The organism is Streptomyces sp. CA-135486 (assembly GCF_050936555.1).
In the GTDB taxonomy this organism is placed as follows: domain Bacteria; phylum Actinomycetota; class Actinomycetes; order Streptomycetales; family Streptomycetaceae; genus Streptomyces.
In genome coordinates, this window is sequence record NZ_JBNJMM010000002.1 from 1,492,652 (window position 1) to 1,515,602 (window position 22,951).

18 protein-coding genes and 1 pseudogene are annotated in these 22,951 nt (G+C 70.2%); 9 read left to right on the forward strand and 10 right to left on the reverse strand.

What is annotated here, in order from left to right:
- Positions 1-9: 9 nt before the first annotated feature.
- The 3 genes from ACQEVG_RS26220 to ACQEVG_RS26230 all read left to right on the forward strand — a co-directional run bounded on the left by ACQEVG_RS26220 (position 10) and on the right by ACQEVG_RS26230 (position 3,700).
- A complete protein-coding gene (locus ACQEVG_RS26220; RefSeq protein ID WP_432988148.1) occupies positions 10-1,242 on the forward strand; it encodes a hypothetical protein in 1,233 nt (410 codons plus the stop codon).
- A gap of 43 nt (positions 1,243-1,285) precedes the next feature.
- Positions 1,286-2,362 (forward strand): mandelate racemase/muconate lactonizing enzyme family protein, encoded by a 1,077-nt coding sequence (locus ACQEVG_RS26225; protein ID WP_432988150.1) that lies wholly within the window; start codon positions 1,286-1,288, stop codon positions 2,360-2,362.
- A 129-nt stretch (positions 2,363-2,491) separates the two neighbouring features.
- Positions 2,492-3,700, forward strand: coding sequence for a glycosyltransferase (locus tag ACQEVG_RS26230; protein WP_432988152.1), 1,209 nt, complete (start codon positions 2,492-2,494; stop codon positions 3,698-3,700).
- Between the two features lie 186 nt (positions 3,701-3,886).
- Here the strand turns inward: ACQEVG_RS26230 and ACQEVG_RS26235 are convergent, their stop codons facing one another.
- Both ACQEVG_RS26235 and ACQEVG_RS26240 read right to left on the reverse strand, forming a co-directional pair.
- Positions 3,887-4,615, reverse strand: coding sequence for a TetR/AcrR family transcriptional regulator (locus ACQEVG_RS26235; RefSeq protein ID WP_432988154.1), 729 nt, complete (start codon positions 4,613-4,615; stop codon positions 3,887-3,889).
- A 50-nt stretch (positions 4,616-4,665) separates the two neighbouring features.
- Positions 4,666-5,601, reverse strand: coding sequence for an AurF N-oxygenase family protein (locus tag ACQEVG_RS26240; RefSeq protein ID WP_432988156.1), 936 nt, complete (start codon positions 5,599-5,601; stop codon positions 4,666-4,668).
- A 166-nt stretch (positions 5,602-5,767) separates the two neighbouring features.
- On the opposite strand from ACQEVG_RS26240, the gene ACQEVG_RS26245 reads away from it, so the two are divergent.
- Positions 5,768-6,889 (forward strand): ferritin-like domain-containing protein, encoded by a 1,122-nt coding sequence (locus tag ACQEVG_RS26245; RefSeq protein ID WP_432988158.1) that lies wholly within the window; start codon positions 5,768-5,770, stop codon positions 6,887-6,889.
- Positions 6,890-7,116: 227 nt separating this feature from the next.
- Positions 7,117-7,188, forward strand: a pseudogene (locus ACQEVG_RS26250) (Uma2 family endonuclease); the annotation flags it as partial.
- 40 nt (positions 7,189-7,228) lie between these two features.
- Here ACQEVG_RS26250 and ACQEVG_RS26255 read toward each other — a convergent pair.
- The 8 genes from ACQEVG_RS26255 to ACQEVG_RS26290 form a co-directional block, all read right to left on the reverse strand.
- A complete protein-coding gene (locus ACQEVG_RS26255; RefSeq protein WP_432988159.1) occupies positions 7,229-7,681 on the reverse strand; it encodes a DUF3291 domain-containing protein in 453 nt (150 codons plus the stop codon).
- On the reverse strand, positions 7,678-8,757 hold the full coding sequence (locus ACQEVG_RS26260) for an amidase family protein (protein WP_432988160.1): 1,080 nt from the start codon (positions 8,755-8,757) through the stop codon (positions 7,678-7,680). The genes ACQEVG_RS26255 and ACQEVG_RS26260 overlap by 4 nt, the downstream gene beginning before the upstream one ends.
- On the reverse strand, positions 8,747-10,219 hold the full coding sequence (locus ACQEVG_RS26265; protein WP_432988162.1) for a penicillin-binding transpeptidase domain-containing protein: 1,473 nt from the start codon (positions 10,217-10,219) through the stop codon (positions 8,747-8,749). Before ACQEVG_RS26265 ends, ACQEVG_RS26260 begins: the two co-directional genes overlap by 11 nt.
- Entirely contained in the window at positions 10,216-11,601 is a 1,386-nt protein-coding gene (locus ACQEVG_RS26270) for an FtsW/RodA/SpoVE family cell cycle protein (protein WP_432988164.1), read from the reverse strand. Before ACQEVG_RS26270 ends, ACQEVG_RS26265 begins: the two co-directional genes overlap by 4 nt.
- A gap of 63 nt (positions 11,602-11,664) precedes the next feature.
- Complete coding sequence (locus ACQEVG_RS26275) at positions 11,665-12,951, reverse strand: histidine kinase dimerization/phospho-acceptor domain-containing protein (RefSeq protein WP_432988166.1); 1,287 nt, start codon at positions 12,949-12,951, stop codon at positions 11,665-11,667.
- Positions 12,948-13,655 (reverse strand): hypothetical protein, encoded by a 708-nt coding sequence (locus ACQEVG_RS26280; RefSeq protein ID WP_432988168.1) that lies wholly within the window; start codon positions 13,653-13,655, stop codon positions 12,948-12,950. Before ACQEVG_RS26280 ends, ACQEVG_RS26275 begins: the two co-directional genes overlap by 4 nt.
- A gap of 251 nt (positions 13,656-13,906) precedes the next feature.
- On the reverse strand, positions 13,907-14,209 hold the full coding sequence (locus ACQEVG_RS26285) for a zinc-ribbon domain-containing protein (protein WP_432988170.1): 303 nt from the start codon (positions 14,207-14,209) through the stop codon (positions 13,907-13,909).
- Positions 14,206-16,299 carry a HEAT repeat domain-containing protein gene (locus ACQEVG_RS26290; RefSeq protein ID WP_432988172.1) on the reverse strand — a complete coding sequence of 698 codons (2,094 nt, stop codon included), beginning with the start codon at positions 16,297-16,299 and terminating at the stop codon, positions 14,206-14,208. The genes ACQEVG_RS26285 and ACQEVG_RS26290 overlap by 4 nt, the downstream gene beginning before the upstream one ends.
- Before the next feature lie 114 nt (positions 16,300-16,413).
- Here ACQEVG_RS26290 and ACQEVG_RS26295 point away from each other — a divergent pair, with 114 nt between their 5' ends.
- From ACQEVG_RS26295 to asnB, 4 genes are all read left to right on the forward strand, one after another.
- On the forward strand, positions 16,414-17,238 hold the full coding sequence (locus ACQEVG_RS26295) for a nuclease-related domain-containing protein (protein ID WP_432988174.1): 825 nt from the start codon (positions 16,414-16,416) through the stop codon (positions 17,236-17,238).
- Positions 17,239-18,197: 959 nt separating this feature from the next.
- Positions 18,198-18,980: a phytanoyl-CoA dioxygenase family protein gene (locus ACQEVG_RS26300; RefSeq protein WP_432988176.1), complete on the forward strand. Its 783-nt coding sequence runs from the start codon at positions 18,198-18,200 to the stop codon at positions 18,978-18,980.
- Between the two features lie 42 nt (positions 18,981-19,022).
- Positions 19,023-20,885, forward strand: coding sequence for an NAD-dependent epimerase/dehydratase family protein (locus ACQEVG_RS26305; protein ID WP_432988178.1), 1,863 nt, complete (start codon positions 19,023-19,025; stop codon positions 20,883-20,885).
- Positions 20,886-20,992: 107 nt separating this feature from the next.
- Complete coding sequence (gene asnB / locus ACQEVG_RS26310) at positions 20,993-22,834, forward strand: asparagine synthase (glutamine-hydrolyzing) (protein WP_432988180.1); 1,842 nt, start codon at positions 20,993-20,995, stop codon at positions 22,832-22,834.
- Positions 22,835-22,951 lie beyond the last annotated feature (117 nt).

The following is a 22,951-nucleotide window of genomic DNA, read 5'->3' on the forward strand; positions in this document are numbered from 1 at the left end:
GACCGGCCGATGTCTCTCACGGTCGGCGTTGTCGGTCCCGATGACCTCGTGCACAAGGTGGTCGCCGTCGGCGGCTCGTCCGGGGCGGACCGGCTTGTGCCTCTCCCGTACCGCCACGAGAACGAGACCCCCGACGTGGTCGGCAGGGCACAGGCCGAGGTGGACGCGCTGCTCTTCACCGGGGTCGTGCCGCACACCCTCGCCACGGCCGCCGGCCTGCTCGACCGCCCCGCCATGTACGTCCCGTACAGCGGTGCGACCCTGCTGCGCGCCCTGGTCGAACTGCTCCGCCTCGGCCATGACGTCTCCCGCATCTCCATCGACACACTGCGCCGCAGCGAGGTCATGGAGACGCTCACCGAGGCCAAGCTGCCGACCGAGCATGTGCATGTACTGCCGTACCGGCCGGGGCTGACCTCGCAGGACCTCGCCGAGTTCCATCTCGCCGCGCGGGACAGGAAGCAGACCAGGGTCGCCCTGACCTGCCTCGGCTCGGCGTTCCATCTGCTGGACCACGAGATGCACGCGGTACGGCTCGCCCCGTCCCGGCACTCCATACGCTCCACGCTCCAGGCCCTCGTACTGGCCACCGCGGGGGCGCACAGCGGCGACGCCCAGGTTGCCCTCGGCATCATCGACCTCCCGGCGGCAGACCGCGAACTGGCCGCCGACCTGCGGGTGCTGGGCGGCAGCCTCGCCGATCTGCCGGACGGGCAGCGGCTGGTCGTCACCACCCGCGGTGTCCTGGAGAAGGTCAGCGAGCAGTTCACCCGGCTGCCCTTCCTCGACGACCTGGCGGCGCGGCACGGCGCCGCCCATGTGGGCTTCGGGCTCGGGCGCACCGCCGCGGAGGCCGAGTCGCTGGCCAGGCGCGCGGTCAACCGGGCACGCTCGGTGGGCGCGGTCGCCGGAGTGGTGTCGATGACCGACGACGTCGACATCGTGATAGACGCGGAACGGACCGCGGGCGCGCTGTTCTCGGCGGGACCGGAGAGCAGCGTCACCCTCGCCCGGCGCGTCGGACTGAACCCCAGGACGCTGGACCGGCTGCGCGAACTGGCCGCGGCGGAAGCGGACGACGGCATCACCGCGCACCGCGTGGCCGAACACCTCGCCGTCCAGCAGCGCACCGCACGCCGCATCCTCAAGCGACTGGAGCGTGCGGGCGTGGCCGTGCCGACCGGCAGCCGGCAGGAGGGCCGCACGGGGCGGCCCCCGATCGTGTACCGCGTACGCCTCTGAGCCCGCCCTTTACGGTCCGGGCCGTAACTCGAAGGAGCCGTGCTTGAAGATCGCCTCGGTCCACACCCGCGTCGTCAGGGCCCCGTACCGGCGCCCCTTCGTCATCAGCAGCGGAACCAGCCCCGAACTGATCAGCCTGGTCGTCGAAGTGCGCACGGCGGAGGGCGAATCCGGGTTCGGCGAGGCCTCGCCGATGACCGCCTACACCGGCGAAACCCTCGCCGGCCTCGAGTCGGCGCTCACCGAGCACGCCGCCCCCGCGCTCATCGGCCGCGACCCGCGCGACCTGGCGGGTGCGCACGCGGCCATGGACGCCGCGATCCGCGGCCAGCATCTCGCCAAGGCGGCGCTGGACATCGCACTGCACGACCTGGCGGCGCGGGCCGCGGGCTGGCCCGTGCACCTGCTGCTCGGCGGCTGCGTCCGCCCGCGGGTCCCCACCACCTGGGTGGTCGGCCTCGGCACGATCGAGGAGATGGTGGAGGAGGCGACCGCGTACGCCGCGAAGGGCTTCACCCACATCAAGGTCAAGGGAGGCGAGGACCCGGATCTGGATGTGCGACTTGTGAGAGCCGTACGGGACGCCGTGCCGGACGCCGTCGAGCTCTGTCTCGACGCGAACGAGGGCTACGACCCCGGGACCGCGGGCCGGACGGTGGCCAGGCTGGCCGACGCGGGGCTCGATCTGGTCGAACAGCCGCTGCCGCGCTGGGACTTGACCGGCCTTGCCGCGCTGCGCAGCACCGGGGGTGTGCGGGTGATGGCCGATGAGAGCATGCAGTCGCTGCACGACGCCATGGGGATCGTCCGCCGCGGCGCGGCCGACGTCCTCAACATCAAGATCCTCAAGGTGGGCGGGCTGCACCGGGCGCGGCAGATCGCCGGGCTCGCGGAGTCCGCGGGCCTGTCCGTGAAGCTCGGCACCATGCCGGAACTGGGCGTCGCCACACTGGCCGCGGCCCATCTGGCGGCCGCGCTCCCGCAGGCGACGGTGCCGGCGGACCTGGTGGGGCCGCTGCTGGTGGACGCGGAACCGCTCGCGCCGACGGCGTTTGCGGGGGTGGGGGACACGGGGTGGGTGGACGTGCCGGTGGGGCCGGGCCTGGGCCACGACTTGTGACGCCTGCGGCGGGCTTTCATCCCCCGCATCTCAACCGTATAGCGGACAGGGGGCCTTGCCGCAAGGCCCCTATGAGGGGCGAAAATCGCTTCCCACGCGCCGGGGCTCCGGCGCGAGAGGGGGAGCGGGATGCGTTTTCTGTTGTCCACGATCGGGTCACGTGGGGAAGTCCAGCCAGTCGTGGCGCTGGCCATGCAGTTGACGGCAATGGGTCAGGACGCCGTGGTGTGCGCGCCCCCTGACTTCCATGAATGGGCCGAGTCTCTGGGGATCACGTACGTGTCCGTCGGACCCGAGCTGCGTGGGACCGCAAAGCAGAGCGCCGGAACCATCCCCACGCCTGAGCAGCGGCGTCAGATGATCGAGGGCACGGTCGCCGCGCAGTTCGAGGCGGTCCGCGCGGCCGCCGAGGGCTGCGACGTCATCGTGGGAGGCGGAGGGCTGGCGATCGCCGCTCACTCGGTGGCCGAGCAGTGTGGCATCGGCTACGTCTACGCCGCATTCGCCCCGATCACGCTGCCGTCTGCGCACCATGCACCGCCTGTCTTCCGGATGCTCGGACAGAAGCCGGCGGACGGGGCGGTCGACGACCGCACGCTCTGGGCCGAGGACGCCGAACGCTGGAACGCCCTGTGGGGCGCAGCTCTCAACGCGCAGCGTGCAGCCGTTGGATTGCCGCCCGTCGAGGACGTGCGCAGCCACATCTTCACCGGCGCCCCGTGGCTGGCCGCAGACCCGACACTGGCACCCTGGCCGAAGCCATCCGAGCTGGACGTGGTTCAGACCGGAGCCTGGGTGATACCGGACAACCGGCCGCTGTCTCCCGAACTGGAGACGTTCCTGGATGCCGGCGAGCCACCCGTCTATTGCGGGTTCGGCAGCGTTCGCGCGCCCGAGGGCGTCACCAAGACGATGATCGATACGGCCCGCACGCTCGGACGGCGCGTGATCCTGTCGAGCGGCTGGGCCGACCTGTCGCTCGTGGACGACGAGCCCGACTGCCTGTCGATCGGCGAGGTGAACCAGCAGGCCCTGTTCCAGCGGGTCTCCGCGGTGGTGCACCACGGCGGCGCCGGCACCACCACCGCCGCCGCGACATCCGGAGCACCGCAGGTGATCGTCCCGCAAATGTTCGACCAGTTCTACTTCGCCCGCCGCGTCGACCGGCTCGGCATCGGCAGTGCACACCCGTCCAGCGAACCCACCGCCGACTCGTTGCTCGCAGCTCTCCGCCACGCCCTCGACATCAAGGTGGCGGACAGGGCCCGAACCGTCGCCGGCGAGGTGCGCACCGACGGCGCATTGACCGCCGCCCGGCGACTGATCGAAATGCAGTAGCGAAGTCTCCCCGACCGGAGGGGCTGGGCTTGAGTCCTGCACGACGGCCTCGCCACTACGAGGTACGCGAGGGCAGGGGCACTCGCACAGGCAGGCGTCGCCCACTTCGGGTAACCGGCCGCCTGCACCAACCTGATGCTCGGTGGACGGCTCGCCCGCCCGGACGGCCTTGCCGCCTGACGTCGGCTAAAGCGGGCGCCCCGCGTCCCCCACCACCGGACCCACCCGCCTCGCCAGCGTCCCCACCGGACCCGTCGGCGTCTCCAGCGCCACCAGTGAACGCATCGCCCCCGCCGTCTCCTCGTCCGTCGCCGCCGTCGCCGCGAGCAGCGCGATCAAATGGTCCACCAGCCAGTCCCGCAGCTCCTCGGCCGACGGCTGCTTCCCCTCGTCCAGCCAGATCAGCGACGCCGCCTCGACCGCCGCGATCCACGTACGCACCATCATCCGCAGCCGCGGTCCCGGCCGGTCCACGCCGATGTGGACCAGGATCTGTTCGGCCGCGGCCCGCCGCACCTCGTCCACGATCGCCGTCGTACGGGAGGTCTCGGCGACGCTCCCGCCCCGCAGCAGCGCGCTGAACCCGGCGTCGTGCTTGTCGACGAAGTCGAGGTAGCGGTCGAGCACCCGGGAGAGCCGCTCGGTGGCCGGCCCGGCCGGCGGCTCGGTGAAGCACAGTTCCAGCTGGTCGGCGGCGGAGCGGAGCGCCGTCTCGTACAACTGCTGCTTGCCGCCGGGGAAGTAGCGGTAGACGAGGGGCCGGGAGACCCCGGCCGCCTCGGCCACATCGTCGAGGGAGACCTCGTCCGGCGGCTGGTGCGCGAAGAGCGTGAGCGCCGCGGCGAGGAGCTGCGTACGGCGCTCTTCGACGCTGAGCCGTCGGTACGCACGGGTCGCTGGAGCGGGACTGGTCATGCTCGCAGCGTAACCGCACGGTTCGCCCCGCACCGGGTGAGCGACGACTATCACGCCAGCAGCCCGGAGCTCTTCCACAGCCTGCGTCCGGGTCCTCGCAGGACCCCGATGTCGTCCAGGAAGTCCGTCAGCCGCTTCGCGCCCGACTGCATCACCTCTCGGCGGTGTCCGCTCGCCTTCACCTGGGCGACCGCCTCCCGCCGGTCGAGCCCGATGTTCGTGTAGACCTGCGGATTCACGAAGCAGATCGAGAAGACCCGCGCCGCCTCCCCGCAGCTGAGCCGGGTGAACTCCTGTTCCCAGCGTGACGCGGTCACCATCTGGCGGCGCAACTCCTCGCGGGCGTAGCGGACATGGCGCGCCTCCTCGACCACGTGGATACGCGTGACTCCGCGCACCAGTGTCTGGACGCGCTCGTCGGGGAAGGTCAGCCGCTGCATCCAGTCGAGGATTTCCTCGCCGAGCAGTGTCGCCGCGAACGAACCCGGCGTGGTCGAGACGGCCTTCAGCACGCGCGCCAGATTGTGGTAGAGCCGCGGTACGGGATATGCGGGCGCCCCGGCCTTCTGGATCATCCTGGCGAACATCATCGAGTGCCGGCACTCGTCCGCGATCTCGGTGAGCGCGTACCGCACATGGTTGCTGGTCACGGACTTGTCATAGATGTGCCGCACCAGCAGCTGCATCAGGATGATCTCGAACCAGATGCCCAGGGAGGCGAGCGACGCGCCCTCGTGCCGGGCCAGTTCGAAGCGCTGTTCCTCGGACATCTTGTGCCACAGCGGGGTGTCGTAGAGGGAGAGCAGCTCCGGCGGCCAGAACCACTTGCCGTCCTCGACGGGGGAGTCCCAGTCGAGCTCCTTGTCGGGGTCGAAGGAGTGCTTGGCGGAGGATTCGAGCAGGCGCTGGGCGACCTGTTCCCGGTCCCGGAGGGGGCCGAGTGCGTCGCGGAGCAGCCGCACGTCGCGTTCGGTCACTGTCGTCATGGCTGAGGGCACCTCGCGAATGGGTTACCTGATGTCGCCACTTATGAGACTGCCTGTCAGCAAGGTCGTCAATCCCTCGCACACGACTTGTTGACTCCGCGTCTACCAACGTGTGAGCCTGCCAATTGTCCTTAGTCGTTGGCGATATGAGGCGAAGGAGCCGTCAGTGTCGACGCACGATCGCTACACGAACGCCCCCGAAAGCACGCTCTGGCAGATCCCGGCCACCGGCGCCGCGCGCTTCAGCTGGGAGTACGAGGACGGCCGGGACCGGCTCCTCGCCCTGTACCAGAAGGGCAAGGACAAACAGTGGGACGGCGCCAAGCGCATCGACTGGGACCTGGAGGTCGATCCGTACGACCCCCTCGGCACCCCCGACGAGGTGCTCAATCTCTACGGCACCCGTCACTGGGCGAAGATGACCGAGAAGGACAAGGGTGAGCTGCGCAGGCACTACACGTCCTGGCAGTTCAGCCAGTTTCTGCACGGCGAGCAGGGCGCGATGGTGTGCGCGGCACGGATCGTCGAGTCCGTCCCCGATCTGGACGCGAAGTTCTACTCCGCGACCCAGACCATGGACGAGGCCCGGCACGCCGAGATCTACAGCCGGTTCCTGCACGAGAAGATCGGGATGCTCTACCCGATCAACGACAACCTCCAGGGGCTGCTCGGCGACACCCTGCGCGACTCCCGCTGGGACATGCCCTATCTCGGCATGCAGGTCCTCATCGAGGGGCTCGCGCTGGCCGCGTTCGGCATGATCCGCGACACCACGGACAGGCCGCTGCCCAAGCAGATCCTTGCGTACGTCATGCAGGACGAGGCCCGTCATGTGGCCTTCGGGCGGATGGCGCTGCGGGACTACTACAGACAGCTGACGGACGCCGAGCTGCGCGAACGCGAGGAGTTCGTGATCGAAGGCTGCTATCTGATGCGCGACCGGCTGCGTGGGGTGGAAGTCCTGGAGAACTTCGGTATCCCGCGGAAGGAGGCCGAGGAGATCTCCGAGCAGTCCGAATTCCTGGCGCTGTTCCGGAAGCTCCTCTTCAGCAGAATCGTGCCGTGCGTCAAGGACATCGGACTGTGGGGCGAGCGGCTGCAGAAGGCGTATCTGGACATGGGTGTCTTCGAGATGGGCGACGCCAACCTCGACCTGCTGATGTCCGAGGACGAGGAGATCGCCGAGCAGCTCGACCGCGAACGCTTCGCGGCGGAGGAGGAGGCGCGGGTGGCTGAGGTCGAGGAGGCGATCGCGGCGGGAGCGGAGGACGCTCAGGCGGCCGGCTGACGCGTGAAGCCCGCCGGGATGCCGGCTGAGGCCCTTCGAGTGCGCCTCCAGCAGCGTGTCGAACGATTTCCTGCCGGGCCCCGGCGGCTGCGGACGCCGGGCCCGGACCATGTACGCGGTAGCGGGCGGTCAACGCAGGAGTGTCGCTCACTCGTACGAGGGGCGGGTGCGCATCCCCGCTGGGTACGCTGGCTGTACCAGGCAGACTCCGCCGCATGGGAGCAATCATGAGCGCCGCACGCGAGTACGGGCTGGACGAGCAGTATGAGTGGGCCCGTCCGCCGGCCGGCGGCTGGACGGGACCTCGACCTCACCGCCATCGGCCGGCGGGGCGGCTGATCACTCCGCCCCCGGCGGCGGAAACGACGTCCGCAGGGTGAACGCCCTCCGTGTCGGGCCGTGTTCGCGGATGTGGAGCAGGCGTTCCTCCGCTTCCGCGACCGTCGGGCGGTGGCCCTGCTCCACCCACCACAGCGTCGACATGACCTCCTCCATCCGCTCGAAGAACTCGTGGCGGCGGGCCAGCAGCTCCCGGTGCAGGCCCTGGTACATGAACGCCGTCAGCGCGTTCGGGTCCCGCCAGACCGACATGTTCACCAGCATCCAGTCGTCGCCGAAGATCCGCAGATCCGTCGCGTTCCCGCTCTCCTCCTGCATGCGCCAGATGAAACCGTCCGCCGCGTCTGCGATCGCGTTCACCGGGTCGAGGCCGTCGACGAAGGGCTTCAACTCCGGGGAGTCCAGGGGGAATTTGAGGCGGGCTATGTTCACTTGGGCGAGTTCGTGGGTCATGGGCGCACGATAATCGCGTGCGGCTCCGCCGCCACCGCCATTTCGAGGAGTGAGACGTCCGTGCCGCGCGGCGTCACCAGTTGCAGGCCGACCGGGCAGCCGTCGCTCGTGAAGCCCGCCGGGATGCTGGCCGCCGGGTGGCCGCTCAGGTTGAAGGCCCAGGTCAGGGCCGTGGAGTAGAGCTCGCCCGGGCCGTCGTGGCCGTGCGGGCGGTTCGGGGTCGAAGGCGTCAGCAGCAGGTCCACGTCCGCGAAGAGAGCGTCCAGACGGCGGTCGTTCTCCGCGCGTACCGCCGCTCCCGCCGACGGGTCCGCACGGCGCACGGACTGCCAGGCCCCGGCCGGGTCGAGCAGGGCGAGCGGGCGCCCGTCGAGGTGCACCACTCCCGCCGAGGCAAGCCGTTCCGCCGCCGCCAGCGCGACCGACTCCACCTCCGGTTCCGTCCGCGCGAAGCCCAGGTCGGGCGACCAGCGCGCCCGTACGGGATACTCCAGGCCCACCGGCGCGTATCCGTCCAGTACGGAGTCCAGATACGGCCGGGCGTCCGCAGCCGAGGGCGTCAGCACGCCCGCCGACGCCAGGCCCGTCCGGTCCGGCGACGGCAGCAGCCCGTTCGTCGTCTTCAGGCCGAACACCCCGCACCACGCCGCCGGGATCCTTACCGACCCCGCCCCGTCGCTCCCCGTGGCCAGCGGCACCATCCCCGCCGCGACAGCCACCGCCGAACCCGCCGACGAACCGCCCGGTGTGCGGTCCGCCCGCCAGGGGTTGAGCGTGCGGCCGTGCGCGCCGAGACCCCAGGTCTGCCAGTACGTGCCCGGGCCCGGCACCGATGTCGCGCCGACCGGCACCGCGCCCGCCGCGATCAGCCGCCGGGCCTCGTACGAACGGATTCCGGACGGGCCTTTGACGGCGAACGGCAGCCCTGCGAGGGGGAGTTCGGACTCCGGTGCGCCAGTCCGCGCCGCCTCGGGCCACACCTCGATGAACGCGCACAGGGACGGGTCGAGGTCCGCGATCCGGTCCAGGGCTTCCTCGACCCTCGTGCCGGCATCCCTGACGTGGTCAGTGCTCACGCGACCAGTCTCCCAGCGCCGCCTCCATCACCGCACGCGCGATCGGCGCCGCGCTCCCCCCGCCGCTGATCTCACGCCGCTCGAACGACGCCTCCTCGACGACCACCGCGACCGCCACCGCCGGCCGGCTCGCGCCCCGCACCTGCGCCCAGGAGATGAACCAGGCGTACGGCGTACCGGCGTTGCCCAGTCCGTGCTGTGCCGTGCCGGTCTTGCCGCCGACCGTAGCCCCCTCGATCGCCGCGTTCTCGCCCGTACCCTCCTCGACCGCCTTGATCATCAGCCGCTGGAGCTGCTGCGCCGTCACGGGCTTCATCGCCTGCCGATACCGCCTCGGGCTGTTCTGCGCCACGATGTCGCCGTTCGACCTGGTCACCTTCTCCACCAGATAGGGGTATCTGATCTCCCCGCCGTTGGCGACCGCGGCCGACACCATCGCCATCTGCAGCGGCGTCGCCGTGGTGTCGAACTGCCCGATCGAGGAGAGCGCCAGCTGATCGACGGTCATATTGCGGTCGAAGTTGGACGGCGCGACGCCCGAAGGGATCCTCAGCCGACGGTCGTTGAAGCCGAACCTGTCCACCGTGTCCAGCATCGAGACCAGCCCGACCCTCACCCCGATGTGCGCCATCACCGTGTTGCACGACCACTGGATCGCGTATGCGAGCGAGGCGTCCTCACAGCCGTCCGCCGCGTTCGGCAGCGTGGTGCTCGTGCCCGGCAGGACATACGGATCGGGCGCGCCGCTCGGCGCGTCGACATCGGTGACCACGCCCGAGTCCAGCGCGGCCGCCGCCGTCACGATCTTGAAGGCCGAGCCCGGCGGATACGTCTGCCGGATGGCCCTGTTGAGCATCGGCTGTCTGCCCGAGGCATTGAGCCTCGCCCACGCGGTCTTGACCTGTGCCCCGGTGCCGGAGAGCTCTCCGGGATCGTACGAAGGGCTGCTGACCAGCGCCAGAATCCGCCCGGTCGACGGCTCGACCGCGGCGACCGCACCCCGTCGGCCGCCGAGCCCGTCGTACGCCGCCCGCTGCATCGACGGCCTGATGGTGGTGACGACATTGCCGCCGGGCGGCCGGCCGCGGCTGACGTCGTTCCAGAAGGGCAGCCGCGAGAGCAGCGTGTCCGTGCCGGACAGGACGCCGTCCTCGGCGTTCTCGATCAGGCTGGTGCCGTAGGTCTGCGAGGCATAGCCGGTCACCGGCGCGTACATCGGGCCGTCGGCGTAGGTGCGTTCGTAGCGCAGCTGCTGGCCGGTGTCCTTGGAGCCGGTGACGGGCTGCCCGCCGACCAGGATGTCGCCGCGCGGCGCGTGGTAACGCGCAATGGCCACCCGGCGGTTGGCCGGGTTCTTGTCGAGCGAGGTGGCCTCGAAGATCTGCACGCGTGCGGCGTTGACGAGCAGGGCGACAAGGAGCAGCAGACACAGGACGGCCGCGCGCCGGATGTAGCGGATCACCGTTCGTTCTCCAGCACCGGGGCGACGACCCCTGTTTCGACGCTGTCGGGGTGGGGCGCGCGGGCCGAGTCGCTGACCCTGATCAGCAGCGCCACGATGATCCAGTTGGTGACGACGGACGAACCGCCCTGGGCCAGGAAGGGCATTGCCATACCGGTGAGCGGGATCAGGCCCATCACCCCGCCCGCGATGACGAAGACCTGAAGGGCGATGATCGAGGCGAGCCCGATGGTGAGCAGCCGTCCGAAGGGATCGCGCAGGGCGAGCCCGGTGCGGTATCCGCGGGCCACCATCAGCGCATACAGCAGAAAGATCCCGGTCAGGCCGACCAGGCCGAGCTCCTCGCCCGCGGTGGCCAGGATGAAGTCGGACTTGGCGGCGAAGCCGATGAGGATGGAGTGCCCGAGGCCGAGGCCCGCGCCGAGCATCCCGCCGGCGGCGAACGCGAACAGTGACTGGGCGAGCTGGCTGGGCCCCTGGCCGGCGTCGATGGTGGCGAAGGGGTCGAGCCAGTCCTGCACCCTGCTGTGGACGTGCGGTTCCAGGGCGCCGACGGCGAACGCGCCGGCCCCGGCGAGCAGCAGACCCACCGCGATCCAGCCGGTCCGGCCCGTCGCCACGTACAGCATGATCACAAAGAGCCCGAAGAAGAGCAGCGAGGTGCCGAGGTCGCGCTCGAGCACCAGCACGATCACGCTGAGCAGCCAGATGGCGACGATGGGGCCCAGCACCCGGCCGGTGGGGAGTTGGAGCAGCCGCCAGATCCGGCGGCCGGTGTAGGCGAGCGCGTTGCCGTTGGCGGAGAGATACGCCGCGAAGAAGACGGCCAGCAGGATCTTGGCGAACTCCCCGGGCTGGAAGGAGAATGCGCCGATCCGGATCCAGATCTTGGCACCGTTCACGGCGGGGAAGCCGATCGGCACGATCATCAGGACGAGAGCCGCGGCCATCGAGAGATACGCGTACCGCTGCAGGACCCGGTGGTCGCGCAGGAAGACGACCACGGCGATGAACAGCGCGACGCCGATCGTGGACCAGATCAGCTGGGTGGGCGCGGCCTCGAAGCGCGGTGTCGCCAGGTCGAGGCGGTAGATGAGCACCAGGCCGATGCCGTTGAGGAGTACGGCGATGGGGAGCAGCAGCGGATCGGCGTAGGGGGCGCAGAAGCGTACGGCGAGATGGGCGAGGAGGGCCAGCACGCCGAGGCCGGCGCCGTACCGGGCGGCGTCCGGCGGAACCGCGTTGTTCCTCGTCATGCCCACGTCGATATAGCCGTAGACGGAGATGAGGACGGCGCAGACGAGGAGCGAGAGCTCGACGCCCCGCCGCTTGGCCAGGCGTAGTTCCGGCGGGGGAGCGTCCACCGCTGTCGTTGCGGTCATGACCCGCAACGTAGCCGGGGCTCAGTCCCGGACCCCGGTCGTGAGGCGCCGGACGGGCTGAATTCAGCCCGTCCGGCCCCCTTCCGCCGCATCGTCATCCAGGAACCGCACGTACTCGGGCAGCGTCAGCCGGGCCACCGCGCCGCCCTCGGCGGCGTTCAGGAAGCACAGCTGAGCGCCGATCACCGCCGACTGCCCGACCGCGATGGTCAGCCCGAGGCCGTGCCCCTTGCTGTTGCCGTCCGTGCGGAAGCGCTGCGGCCCGTGCGCCAGCAAATACTCCGGATAGCCCGGGCCGTGGTCGGCGACCGTCACCTCCGCGCCGTCCACGGTGAGCACCACCGGCGGCTTCCCGTGCTTGTGGGCGTTGGCGACGAGATTGCCGAGCACCCGCTCCAGGCGGCGCCTGTCGGTCTCGACGGTGGCATCGCGTACGACCCGTACCTCCGTGTCGGTGGCGGAGGCCAGCACCACCCGCTCGGCCAGGTGCGCCAGCTCGTGCACATCGAGGTCCACCCTCTCGCTGCCCGCGTCCAGCCGGGAGATCTCCAGCAGATCCTCGGTCAGCGAGCGCATCGCCCGCACCCGATCGCGCACCAGCTCGGCCGGACGCCCCTCGGGCAACAGCTCGGCAGCGGCACTCAGCCCGGTCAGCGGGGTACGCAACTCGTGCGCCACATCAGCCGTGAAGCGCTGTTCGCTCAGCAGCTTGCCCTGCAGGGACGAGGCCATCGTGTCCAGGGCACCGGAGACCGTCGCGACCTCGTCCTGGGGGCGCGAAGGATTCCTGGTACGCGGGTCGTTGACGCGTGCGTCCAGATCGCCCGCGCTGATCCGCCGAGCCACCTGCGCGGTGAGATGGAGCCGCCGCGTGACCCTGGTGACGGCGAACGCGCCGACCAGCAGGGTCGCCCCGATGGCGAGCACCGAGGAGCCGACGATGGCCTGGTCGAGGCCGTTGATCGTGTTCGCGCTGGTGGTGAAGTCGACGCGGACGGCGATCGCCCGGCCGTCGGCGGGACCGGCCGCCCACATGACGGGGCGGCCGTCGAAGGTGGCCACCATCGTGCCGCGCCGTCCGCCGACGGCGAGTTCGCGCAGCGAGTCGGGCAGGCCCGGCGGGTCGATTCCGCCGTACCGCGGCACCGGCTCGCCCGACTCGTACTCCCGGGTGACCTCGACCAGCCGGCCCAGCGCCTTCTCGCGCGACTGGTCCACCGTCTGCTTGGTGACCGCGGCGTGCACCAGGGCGCCGAGCAGCGCCGCGAGAGCGCAGCACATCACCGTGATGAAGACCGCAGCCTTCCAGGTGAGGGTCGCGGTCCAGCGGGGCAGCCGAGGCCGCCTCACGGTGCGGCCGCCGGGGGCTTGGGCTCGGGGGAGCGGGACGGCTTGACCCGGACGATCTCGTCGCGCGTGGGCAGCATCGCGCGCTGATGCCCGTCCCAGGACCAGGCCGTGCGGTACTCGTATCCCGGAATGCCCGCCGAGACGGACCGCAGGATCACGTCCCGGCCCGCCAGATCCACGCTGACGAGCTGGTCGGCCGTGGCCATGATCCGGGTGAGGCCGTTCCTTCCGGGCATGTAGCAGCGCACCGCCGTCTGCTGCTCGGGCATCCTGATGCCGATGATCAGCTCGTCCCGGCCGTCGCCGGTCAGATCGCGGTAGTACGGCTTGAGCACCGGGCAGGACTTCGGCCTCTGCCCGCACTCGCCGATCTTCTTGACCGTCTCCTGAGAGAGCCCGTCGATGCCGGTGAACGAATCGGGGTGCGCCTTGGCGTCGGCCTGGACGACGTCGACGGGGTCGAGGGCGCGGACGTCCTGGCCCGGCACCTTGATACCGGGCACGAGCTGGGTGTCCGACTCGCCGTAGTCGTACGGCGGCGCGGTGACGGGCGGCAGATCCGGCCACAGATGGACGGGGCCGACGGCCGTCGGGGTCTCGCCCGCGCTCTTGATCCGTCCCTCGCTGCCGCAGCCGGACAGCAGTACGGCTGCGGACGCCGTCAGCAGGACGGCGTACCGCAGGCGGTGCGGGCTCGGGCTCAAGGTTCTCCTCGCCGGGCGGGCACCCGGGGTGCTGCTCTCCTTCACCGGGCCGGGCGAGGGAGTTGGTGTTGTCGGTGCGGCCGCCGCCCTTGAGGGGACGCCGCGGATGATCAGGCGGAGACGAGTTGTGGAGCCGCCCGCCCGGCCGGCCTCGATTGTGCCACCGACCTGCACGTTCGCGATGTGCCGCAGCAGGGCCCCGGCCCTGCTGCGGCGCCGGGTGCCGGCCCCCGGCCCGTGCCCGCGCCTCGTCAGTGCTGGTACGGCTGCCCGCCGGGCTGCTGCTGCGGCTGCCCGTACGGCTGCCCGCCGGGCCCGCCCGCGCCCTGCGTCTGCAGCTGCTCCGCCTGCTCCTTGCTGATCTGCTGCTCCATGCCGCAGAACGTGCACTGCGTCGCGAACTTCGTCGAGAACGGGAACAGCGGCACGAAGAACAGCGTGAACTTGGTGACGCGCTTCCTGAGTGTGTGTGCGGAGGGATTGCCGCAGTGCCCGCACACCAGCGTCATTATCGCCAGCTGGTAGAGGTAGCCCCTGGTGCCAAAGATGATCATGCTGGTGGTCTCTCCCTCGTCAGTGCTCGCCGGCACAGAGCCAGCAGCTTCTCGTCCGTAAAGATGTCATGGCTGCCGTATCCGCCGTCGATCGCGTTATGCCGTCGTACGGATCCGAGCTCCTCGCGCAGCAGTTGGTCCGCTCCCTCGGCCGCCAGCTCCACCAGGCAATGGGCGATCGGAACGCGCGTGTACGGCAGCCGCTCCCAGGCCGACAGCAGCACCGGCCACGCCCGGCCGGCATCGCCCGTCACCCGCCACAGCGCGATCGCCGCGTCCACCCGGGTCCATGGCTCGGCCACCCGCAGCAGCTCACCCAGCGCCGGAGCGGCCTCCTCGCCCGTCGGTCCCAGCGCGCCCAGTGCCGTCGCCGCCGAGCGACGGCCTCCGATGTCCGCCCCCGACAACGCCGCGCACAGCACGGGCAGTACGGCCTTGGCGTCACCCTCTATCGCCCACAGCGCCCCCGCCGTGCGCGCCGCGAGGGACGCCGACAGGCCGGAGCCGACGCCGACGCGGCGCATCAGCGCGCGTAGATCCGGCACAGCCTCGTGCGCCGCGGGCCCGAAGGCGGTGAGCGCCCGCAGTGCCGACTCGGCCACCCACTCCTTGCGGTACTCGGGCGCGCCCCGCAGCACACGCAGCACCTCCGGCACGGCATCGGTGGCCCGCAGTTCGGCAAGTCCGTGCAGCAGCGGCCCGGCCAGGTCGTACAGCCGCTCGTCAAGATCCAGCTCGCCGAGCCGGCGCCGCAGCGCGGGCGCGAGCGGTGCCGCGGCCGTGCCGAGATGGCCGAGCGCGTACCCCAGGTCGCGCGGCGCCTCGGGCAGTTCCAGCGTCCGCGCGAGCGCGGGCACGGCCCGCCGGTCCCCCGTCCGGGCCAGCGCCAGGACCGGGCTGCCGAGCGAGGGCGGGCCGTCGTTCCACTGACGCACCCAGGCCCCGGGCTCCGCGCTCACCCGGTCGGCGAGCGCGTCCGCGGCGGGCGCGGCCAGGCCGAACAGCTCCGCCAGCGCATCGGCGGCCGCGTCGGCCAACCGTTTCTCCGGGTCGGCCAGCTGCTCCCCGACCAGGCCGACCAGCTCCTCGTACGCGCCGCGCCAGGTCCGCAGCAGCCCGCTGCTCATCCGTACGGCATCGATCCGCTGCCCCCAGTCCGGGCTGCACAACTGGTCGGCGAGGAGCGCTATCCGGTCATCCACGCGATCGCCGAGACCGGAGTGGAGCGTGCGCAGCAGATCCGCCGTCCACGGTGCACCGCGGCCGACGGTGTCCTCCTCGTGCGCCTCGCGCAGCCGCCCGAGCAGCGTGGGTGTCGACGGTCGTTCGGGCACGGGCTCCGTGACCGGGGCCGCCACCGGCTCGGCGCGCAGCTCGCGCAGCAGGCCCGTCACCCCCGGCACCACATCGGCGGGCAGCGCCCCCGGCGCGCAGCGGGCGAGCTGGGCGAGCGCGGCCAGCCGCAGCCCCGCTCCGTACGGGACCCGGGTCAGCCCGGAGAGCCACCCCACCACCTCGGGCGCCAGCTGCCGGTGCCGCAGGGCTATCCGGCCGGCGGCCTCGACGCAGGCGAACCGCACCTCGGCGTCCGGCTCCGCGCCGAGCCGCTCCCGCAGCAGGACGAGCACCAGCTCGGGGTCGTCGTGCAGGGTGGCGAGCGCGAGCGGGGCGGCGAGCCGCACCCCGCGGTCCGCGTCGTCGATCAGTGCGAGGAAGACGTCCGCGCCCGCGGTCACGGCCGATGCGGCCATCGCATAGTTCGCGGCGTACTCGAACTCCTCGTCGTCCGGGTCCAGTTCGTCGTCGCCGTCCAGATCGATGCCGCCGATGCTGGTGAGCAACTCGACGATGCCGCCCCGGTCCTGGACCGCCGGATCGGCCACGAGCTCCAGCAGGAAGGGAATGCAGGCGAGCGTCGAGTCGTACACATCGCCCTGGTGGTGCACCGCGCCGTACATCCCGTCGAGCGCCGTCTCGCGCTCGGCGGGGTCCGCGGACGCCAGTCCGTACAACAGGCCCGGCACATCGTCGGCCGGTCCGTAGGCGTGCCCCATTGACGCCCAGTCGACCTCGTCGATCCCCCCGAACACGCTTGCCCCCTCCCAAGAACTTGCGCTTGGGGAGAGTGTGCACCACGGCTGAGACATCGCGTGGATATTGCCCCGAAGGCCACCGGGCTGTTCCCATGGTCGGGGGGTGGTGGCATGACGGAACTGCGCGTGACACCCGCACGGGAGCAGGGCCGGGAGAGGCTGTACGTCAGCCTCCCCGACGGCCGCCATGTCGCCTGGTACGACCAGGACAGCGGCCGGGTGAGCCTGGTCCTCGAGTCCCACCGGGCCGCGGTGCTGGCGGCGCTCGCACCGTATCTGACGGGCGATGTCACCGTCGGCCCGCCGCCCGTGCCCACCTCCGCCGACCTCGCCAGGCTGTCCCTGCACCCGGACGACGACCTGGCTCCCAACCGTCCCGGCGAGGCGCTGCACGCCGCGCTCGACTCCCTCCCGGTGAGCGCCCGTTCCCTCGCTGTGAGTCCCCGGCGCCTGCGGCAGGACCCGCGCCGCGGCGAACTCGCCGCCCAGCAGCTGCTCGGCGACGAGCTCGACCGGCTGGAGGGCGCGGGCTGGCGGATCCTGCACTCGGTGCCGCTGCCCGGCGCCGACCACATCGACCATCTGGCCGTCGGTCCTGGCGGGGTGCTCGCCGTGCACACCCTCGCGGCCCGCCGGCTGCGGGTGCGGATCGCCGACCCGATGGTGCAGGCCGGCCGCGGCGGGCCGAGTCCGTTGCTGCGGCTGACCCGCCGCCGGGCCGAGCGCGCGACGCTCGCGCTGGCGACGGCGGTGCGCCCGGTGCTCGCGGTGGTCGGGGCGGCGCGGCTGGATCTGCTGCCCGCGCCGCCGGACGTACGGATCCTGCGGGACGACGAGGTGCCGGCGCTGGCCAGGCTCGGCGGCGTGCTGAAGCCCGCGGACATCGAGTCGCTGTACGCGACGGCCAGGGACCGCCGGACCTGGCTGCGCGCCTAACCCGGTCGGGGTCGAGGTTGTGGCCCCGGCCGCTCGGGGCCGTTCCTCGTACGCCGGAGGGCGCAGCCGCATGGCATGGCCACGTTCCTCAAGCGCGGGCGGCACCCAGGAGCCCGGCTGCCATTGCCTGGTCTAGACCTTTTTGTTTTCCATGTGATGGTATGCCCTTGCCTGCGCGAGTAGGTCACTATTCACTTACTCTTGAAGAGTTAATCCAAGTTTATATACGCATTGTGTAAACCTGAATCACCGCGTCGACAGTGGGGCTAAAATCTCTTGACGTGCGCTCCTGGTGATCGATAACGTTTGAACATCAGGAGCGCAAAACGAAACGGGAATCCACACGGGGCGCGCGTGGTTGCGCCTGATGAATTCGGCACATGTGGATCGGTCATGGGGGAGATTTAGGTGTTGCAGGTTCCAGGTGATTTAGGTGTTGTCGGTGCCAGGCGTGGCCTCGAACGATTACCGTCCCCGGACGAAAATTCTCCCCCCACCTGCCCACAAGTCGCTCTCACGGTTGACGTCACGCCGTTGACCGACGCCCACCTCGGCATCGCTGACCTGCACTGATTGCCAGGCTCGGCCGACTTTGCGGACTGCGTCCGCATGCTCGCACGCCTCGTCGCGGCCCTCCGGAAGCGACCGAGCGCAACGACCCAACAGCCGGAATCCGACTTCCCAAGTCACTTCTGTCGACCCCGGACGGTATTTCCCTCCCGCATTCACCGGCGTGCCTACGGCCGCCCGTCAACGCCGACGGCGTGGTATCGCGATTTCGCGACCGCCGAAGTGAATTCTCAAGCCCCCGCCGTTCAATTGACGACCGATAAGACCAGTCACAGCGGTGTGCCGGCCCGGGCTTCGGCCTGCCCTGCGCGCGGCACGGTCGCGCCGTCGCCGGCGGTTCCCTGTCCACCATCGGTTCCATCGAGATCATGCCAAACGGAAGGATCCCCATGACGGTGAACTCTGACCTTACGCAGGCGCAGATCTTCCAAGAAAACGGATTCGTCACCACTGGCTCCTTACTCTCCGTCTCGGAGGTCGAAACCTACCGGGAGATTTACGACCGCTTCCTGAGCGGGGAGATCGAAAGCGGTGACAAGCGCTCCGACCTCGGTTCCCACGTACCGCGCCGGGACGGGGTGAAGGAGAACATCACCCAGATCATGTGGCCCTCCGCCCTCCACGCGCCGCTGCTGGAGATGCCCCTGCACGCCCGGGCACTTGAGATGGCCAAGGCACTGATCGGTGACGACGCCGTGCTCGACTTCGACATGCTGATCCACAAGGCGCCGCACACCGACGTACCGACGCCGTGGCACCAGGACGCGGCCTACTGGATCGACCTGCCCGACAAGCGAGCGGTGTCGATCTGGGTGGCCCTGGACGAGGCCGTTCTCGACAACGGCTGCATGTGGTACGTCCAGGGCTCGCACAAGCAGCCCCTGCGCCCGCACTACCCGACCAGCGACGGCAAGAACATCCAGTGCGACTGTTCCGAGGACGAGCCCGGTGCGACCGCTGTGCCACTCGGGCCGGGCGAGGGGGTCGCGCACTCGGGCAGCACGCTGCACTACTCCCGCGGTAACACCACCGACTCGGTGCGCCGTGCTTACATCCTCAACTTCCGGTCCGCCGAGATGCTTCGGCTCGAGCGGGAGCGGGGCTTCGACGTGGGCCTGACGAACAACGTGCGCCTGGTGCGCAATTCCAACGCCGTTGATTCCGGCAACTGAACCACACTCCGCCCGCCCCTACTCACGCCTACGAGGTATTTCATGGACACCCTGAATCGTCCGGTGAAGCTCAGCGGCGCGGTGATGACACACCCGCGCCGACTGGAGGAAGCCCAGCTCCTCGCCGCCGTCGACGTCCAAGGCCGGATCAAGGTGGTGGTGGACCCCGAACCCGAGGGCCGGCCGACCGCGCTGCGGGTCGCGCCGCTGTCGTGGGAGTGCGTCGATCCCGACGCCACGCACCACCTGGTACTGCAGGACGACGTGGTGCTCGCCGAAGGGTTCTTCGACTACGCCGAGCAGGCCGCGGCGGCGGCCGGGGACGAGGCGGTCGCCTTCTACGCGGGCTGGGAGACCCGCAACGGTGCCGTGGCCCGTCTCGCGGCGCTGACCGGCGCACCGTGGGCGTACACCCTCCAGGAGCACGTGCCCTGCTACGCGCTGATGCTGCCGGCCGAAGTGGCCCGGGGGTACACGCGCTTCCAGCAGGAGGACGAGCCCGGCTGGCCGTACGACGTGGTGGTGCAGCGGTACCTGAACGCCCGCGGCATCCCCGTCCGGTTCTGCACTCCCAGCCTGGTGCAGCACATGGACATGCCCAGCCTCGCAGGCAACGCCTACCACGGGCTCCGCCAGGCCACGCTGTTCGCCGACAAGGCCGTGGAATCGGCGACGTACGACAGCGTCCGGTTCCCTGTTGTGCCGTTCTACCAGTACGGCCAAGCCCGGTGCGCGGTGCAGAACGGCACGGGCTGGGAGTACGTCGAGACCGAACGGCACCTGCGCCGGACCGGACTGCTGGACGCGTGCCTGACCGGCTTTGCTTCGGCCGCCCCCTCCCCGCTCCCCGAGCAGGTGCGCCGGGCCGTATGGGTGACCGCGTTCGCCACCGGTGTCGTCACGGCCGACGCGCCGGAGCCGGATCCGGCGACCGCGACCGCGGCGATGCAGACACTGGGACCCGGCGGTCTGTGCGAGGACTACCCCGTCGATGAACTGCTCGCCCTGGCCCACCCGGTACGCGACCTGGCGCTGGCCGCGCTCGAAGAGGGACGCAAGGCCCCGCGTTCCGGCGGACGCCCGGCAGGGTCCACGCCTCGTGCTCGGATCGCCGTGACCGGGGGCGAGAGCAGCTTCGGAAGCCAGTTGGCGCGGCTGCTGGGCGACCTGGACCACCCGGCCGACCATCTGGCGGGATCGCCGGCGGTCCATGACCTGGACGATGTCTCGTACGTGGTCCATCTGGGACGTCCTGCCGCCGGCGTCCAGGTCTTGGAGGACGTGCTGAAGGCCGCGGAGAAGGCGGGGGTGGAGCGCCTGATCTACGCCGGCTCCGCCGCGGTGTACCGGGGCAGTGGTGACCAGGCCGCCACCGAGGGAGGTCTGACCGAGCCGCCTGTGGACCCGATCGCCCTGGCGTGGTGGCAGGAAGAGGAGCGGTGCCGCCAGTGGGGCGAGGACACCGGGGTCGCCGTACAGGTGCTGCGGCTGGCCGACCCGGTCGGACCCCACGCGCCCCGGGAGAGCCCGTCCGTGCGGTGGGTTCACCTGGCCTGGACGCGCCGCCCGCTGTCGCTGAACCCCCAGGGGGTCCACCAGGTACTGGACTACCGGGACATGGCCGACGCGATCGGCGCCGTCCTCGCCGCACCGCCGTCGCAGCCGGTGCTCAACGTGGCCTCGGCGACCTACGCGGAGGAGGAGCTGGCCGGGTTGCTCGCGGAGGTCTCCCGCCGTACGCCCTGGGAACGCAGCCCGGAGGACGGGGCGGAGAGGTGGAGCATGACGACGGAGCTCATGGAGAGCGAACTGCGCTGGACCGGCTCGGCCTCGGTCTTCGAGGGCATGCGTGACCTGGCCCAGTGGTACGCCTGCGACATCCACGGCGGCGAAAACATCCGGTAGCCGGACAACGATGTCTGGGGCCCGTGTTCGCCCATGAGAAACGATTCCCTGATGTGGCGAACCCGGGCCCGCCACCGACAGTTCCGCAATTCTTCAAGGAGCACATGATGTCCGGTATCGCCGGGTTGGTAGATTTTTCGCGCAAAGTAACGGAAAGCTCGAACATCGCAAGGGCCATGACGGAGACCATGGTTCGGCGCGGTCCGGACGCCGGAGGTGTCTGGTTCTCGGACCATGCCGCCCTGGGACAGCGGAACTTGTCCGCGGCCGGCCTCGAAGGCGAAAGCCTCCCGATCGCATTCACGGACGGCGCCGGCTCGCATGCGGTGATCACCTACAGCGGAGAGCTCTACAACGTCCGGGAGTTGCGCGCCCGGCTCCAGTCTCTTGGTCATTTCTTCAAGACCAGGAACGACGCCGAAGTGGTCCTCCACGCATACCTGGAATGGGGGGCGGATTTCGTCGCGCAGATCGAGGGGGTCTACGGGTTCGCCATCTGGGACGAGCGCCGCCAGGAACTGCTTCTGGTGCGTGACCGGATGGGCGTAAAGCCGCTCTTCTACGCGCCGACCCCCGCGGGAGTCCTCTTCGGCTCCGAACCGAAGGCCATCCTCGCCCATCCGGACTTCTCTCCCGTTCTGGACGCCGACGGGCTGCGCGACATCCTGTCGGTCGCCAGGGTGCCCGGACACGCGATCTTCCGCGGCATGAAAGAGGTCCTTCCGGGCTGTACCGTGCGCGTCACCCGGTCGGGCACAGCGGAACAGCGCTATTGGGGACTGCGGGTCAGGGAGCACACCGACTCGCTGGACCAGACCATCGCGACCATTCGCGAGCTGCTCGAATCCGCCGTGGCCCAGCAGATGGTGGCGGACATCCCCCCGTGTTCACTGCTCTCGGGAGGTCTGGATTCCAGCTCTCTCACCGCGCTCGCGGCTCAGGTCGCCCGTCGCGAGGGTCTGGGACGCATTCGTTCCTTCGCGGTCAACGACCACGATCCCTCACAGGCGGGCGACGCACTCGGCAACGAAGACCACATCTATGCGCGCCTGATGGCAGAACACGTCGGTTCAGACCTGAGTGAACTGTCGCTCAACGGACTTGACCTGCTCGACCCGGCGCTGCGGGCATCCGTACTGGCTGCCTACGATCTGCCCATCAACAAGGGCGATCAGTACGCCTCACTGCATCAGCTCTTCGGCACTGCGCGAGAGCACGCCACCGTGGCCTTGTCAGGGGAGTGCGGTGACGACGTCTTCGGGGGGTACAACTGGCAGCGCCTTCCTGAGTGGGTTTTCAGCAACACCTTCCCGTGGGTGCAGGAAGGCCGGGGACGCTACAAGGGGAATGAGGCCATCTTCGATTCCGGCCTGCTCTCCAAGCTCGACCTCGCCGCGTACGAGCGCGACTCTCACAGCACGGCGGTGGCGGAGATCGCGGCCGCGGACCACATAGCCGATACGGACGAGGCGCGTTATCGGGAGGTCACCTATCTCGCGCAGACACGCCATTCCCGCGTGCTGTTCGATCGGCTGGACAGGCTGGGGATGACGTGCGGACTCCAGATCAGAGTCCCGTTCGCCGACTATCGGCTCGTCGACTACACCTTCAACATCCCATGGTCCATGAAGAGCTTCGACGGCAGGGAGAAGAGCCTGCTGCGCGCGGCAATGCGCGATCTGCTCCCGGACTCGGTGGCCCTGCGGATCAAGACGCCGTATCCCAATCTCCGGGCCGGCGCCTATGACCAGATGCTGCGAGCACGACTCGTCGATGTCGTACAGAACGCGGAGAGCCCGAGCGCGCCGCTCTTCTCTGCCGAACTCAAGCAGGCAGTGGCGAGGAGCGGTGCGGCCGCACTGGAAGGCGGTGTGAGCCGGGCGGCTCTGGAAACTGCGCTCCAACTGGACAGCTGGCTGCGGTCCTACGGCGTGCGAATCGCTCTCTGAGTCCGGCTCTCGCTCACCGGCTCTCCAGTACCGCACGGCCCTGGAGAGCCGGTGAACCAAGGCTGGAACAACCAGAGAAGTCCCAGCACGATCGGTTCGGCCGTTCGCGCCTGACGC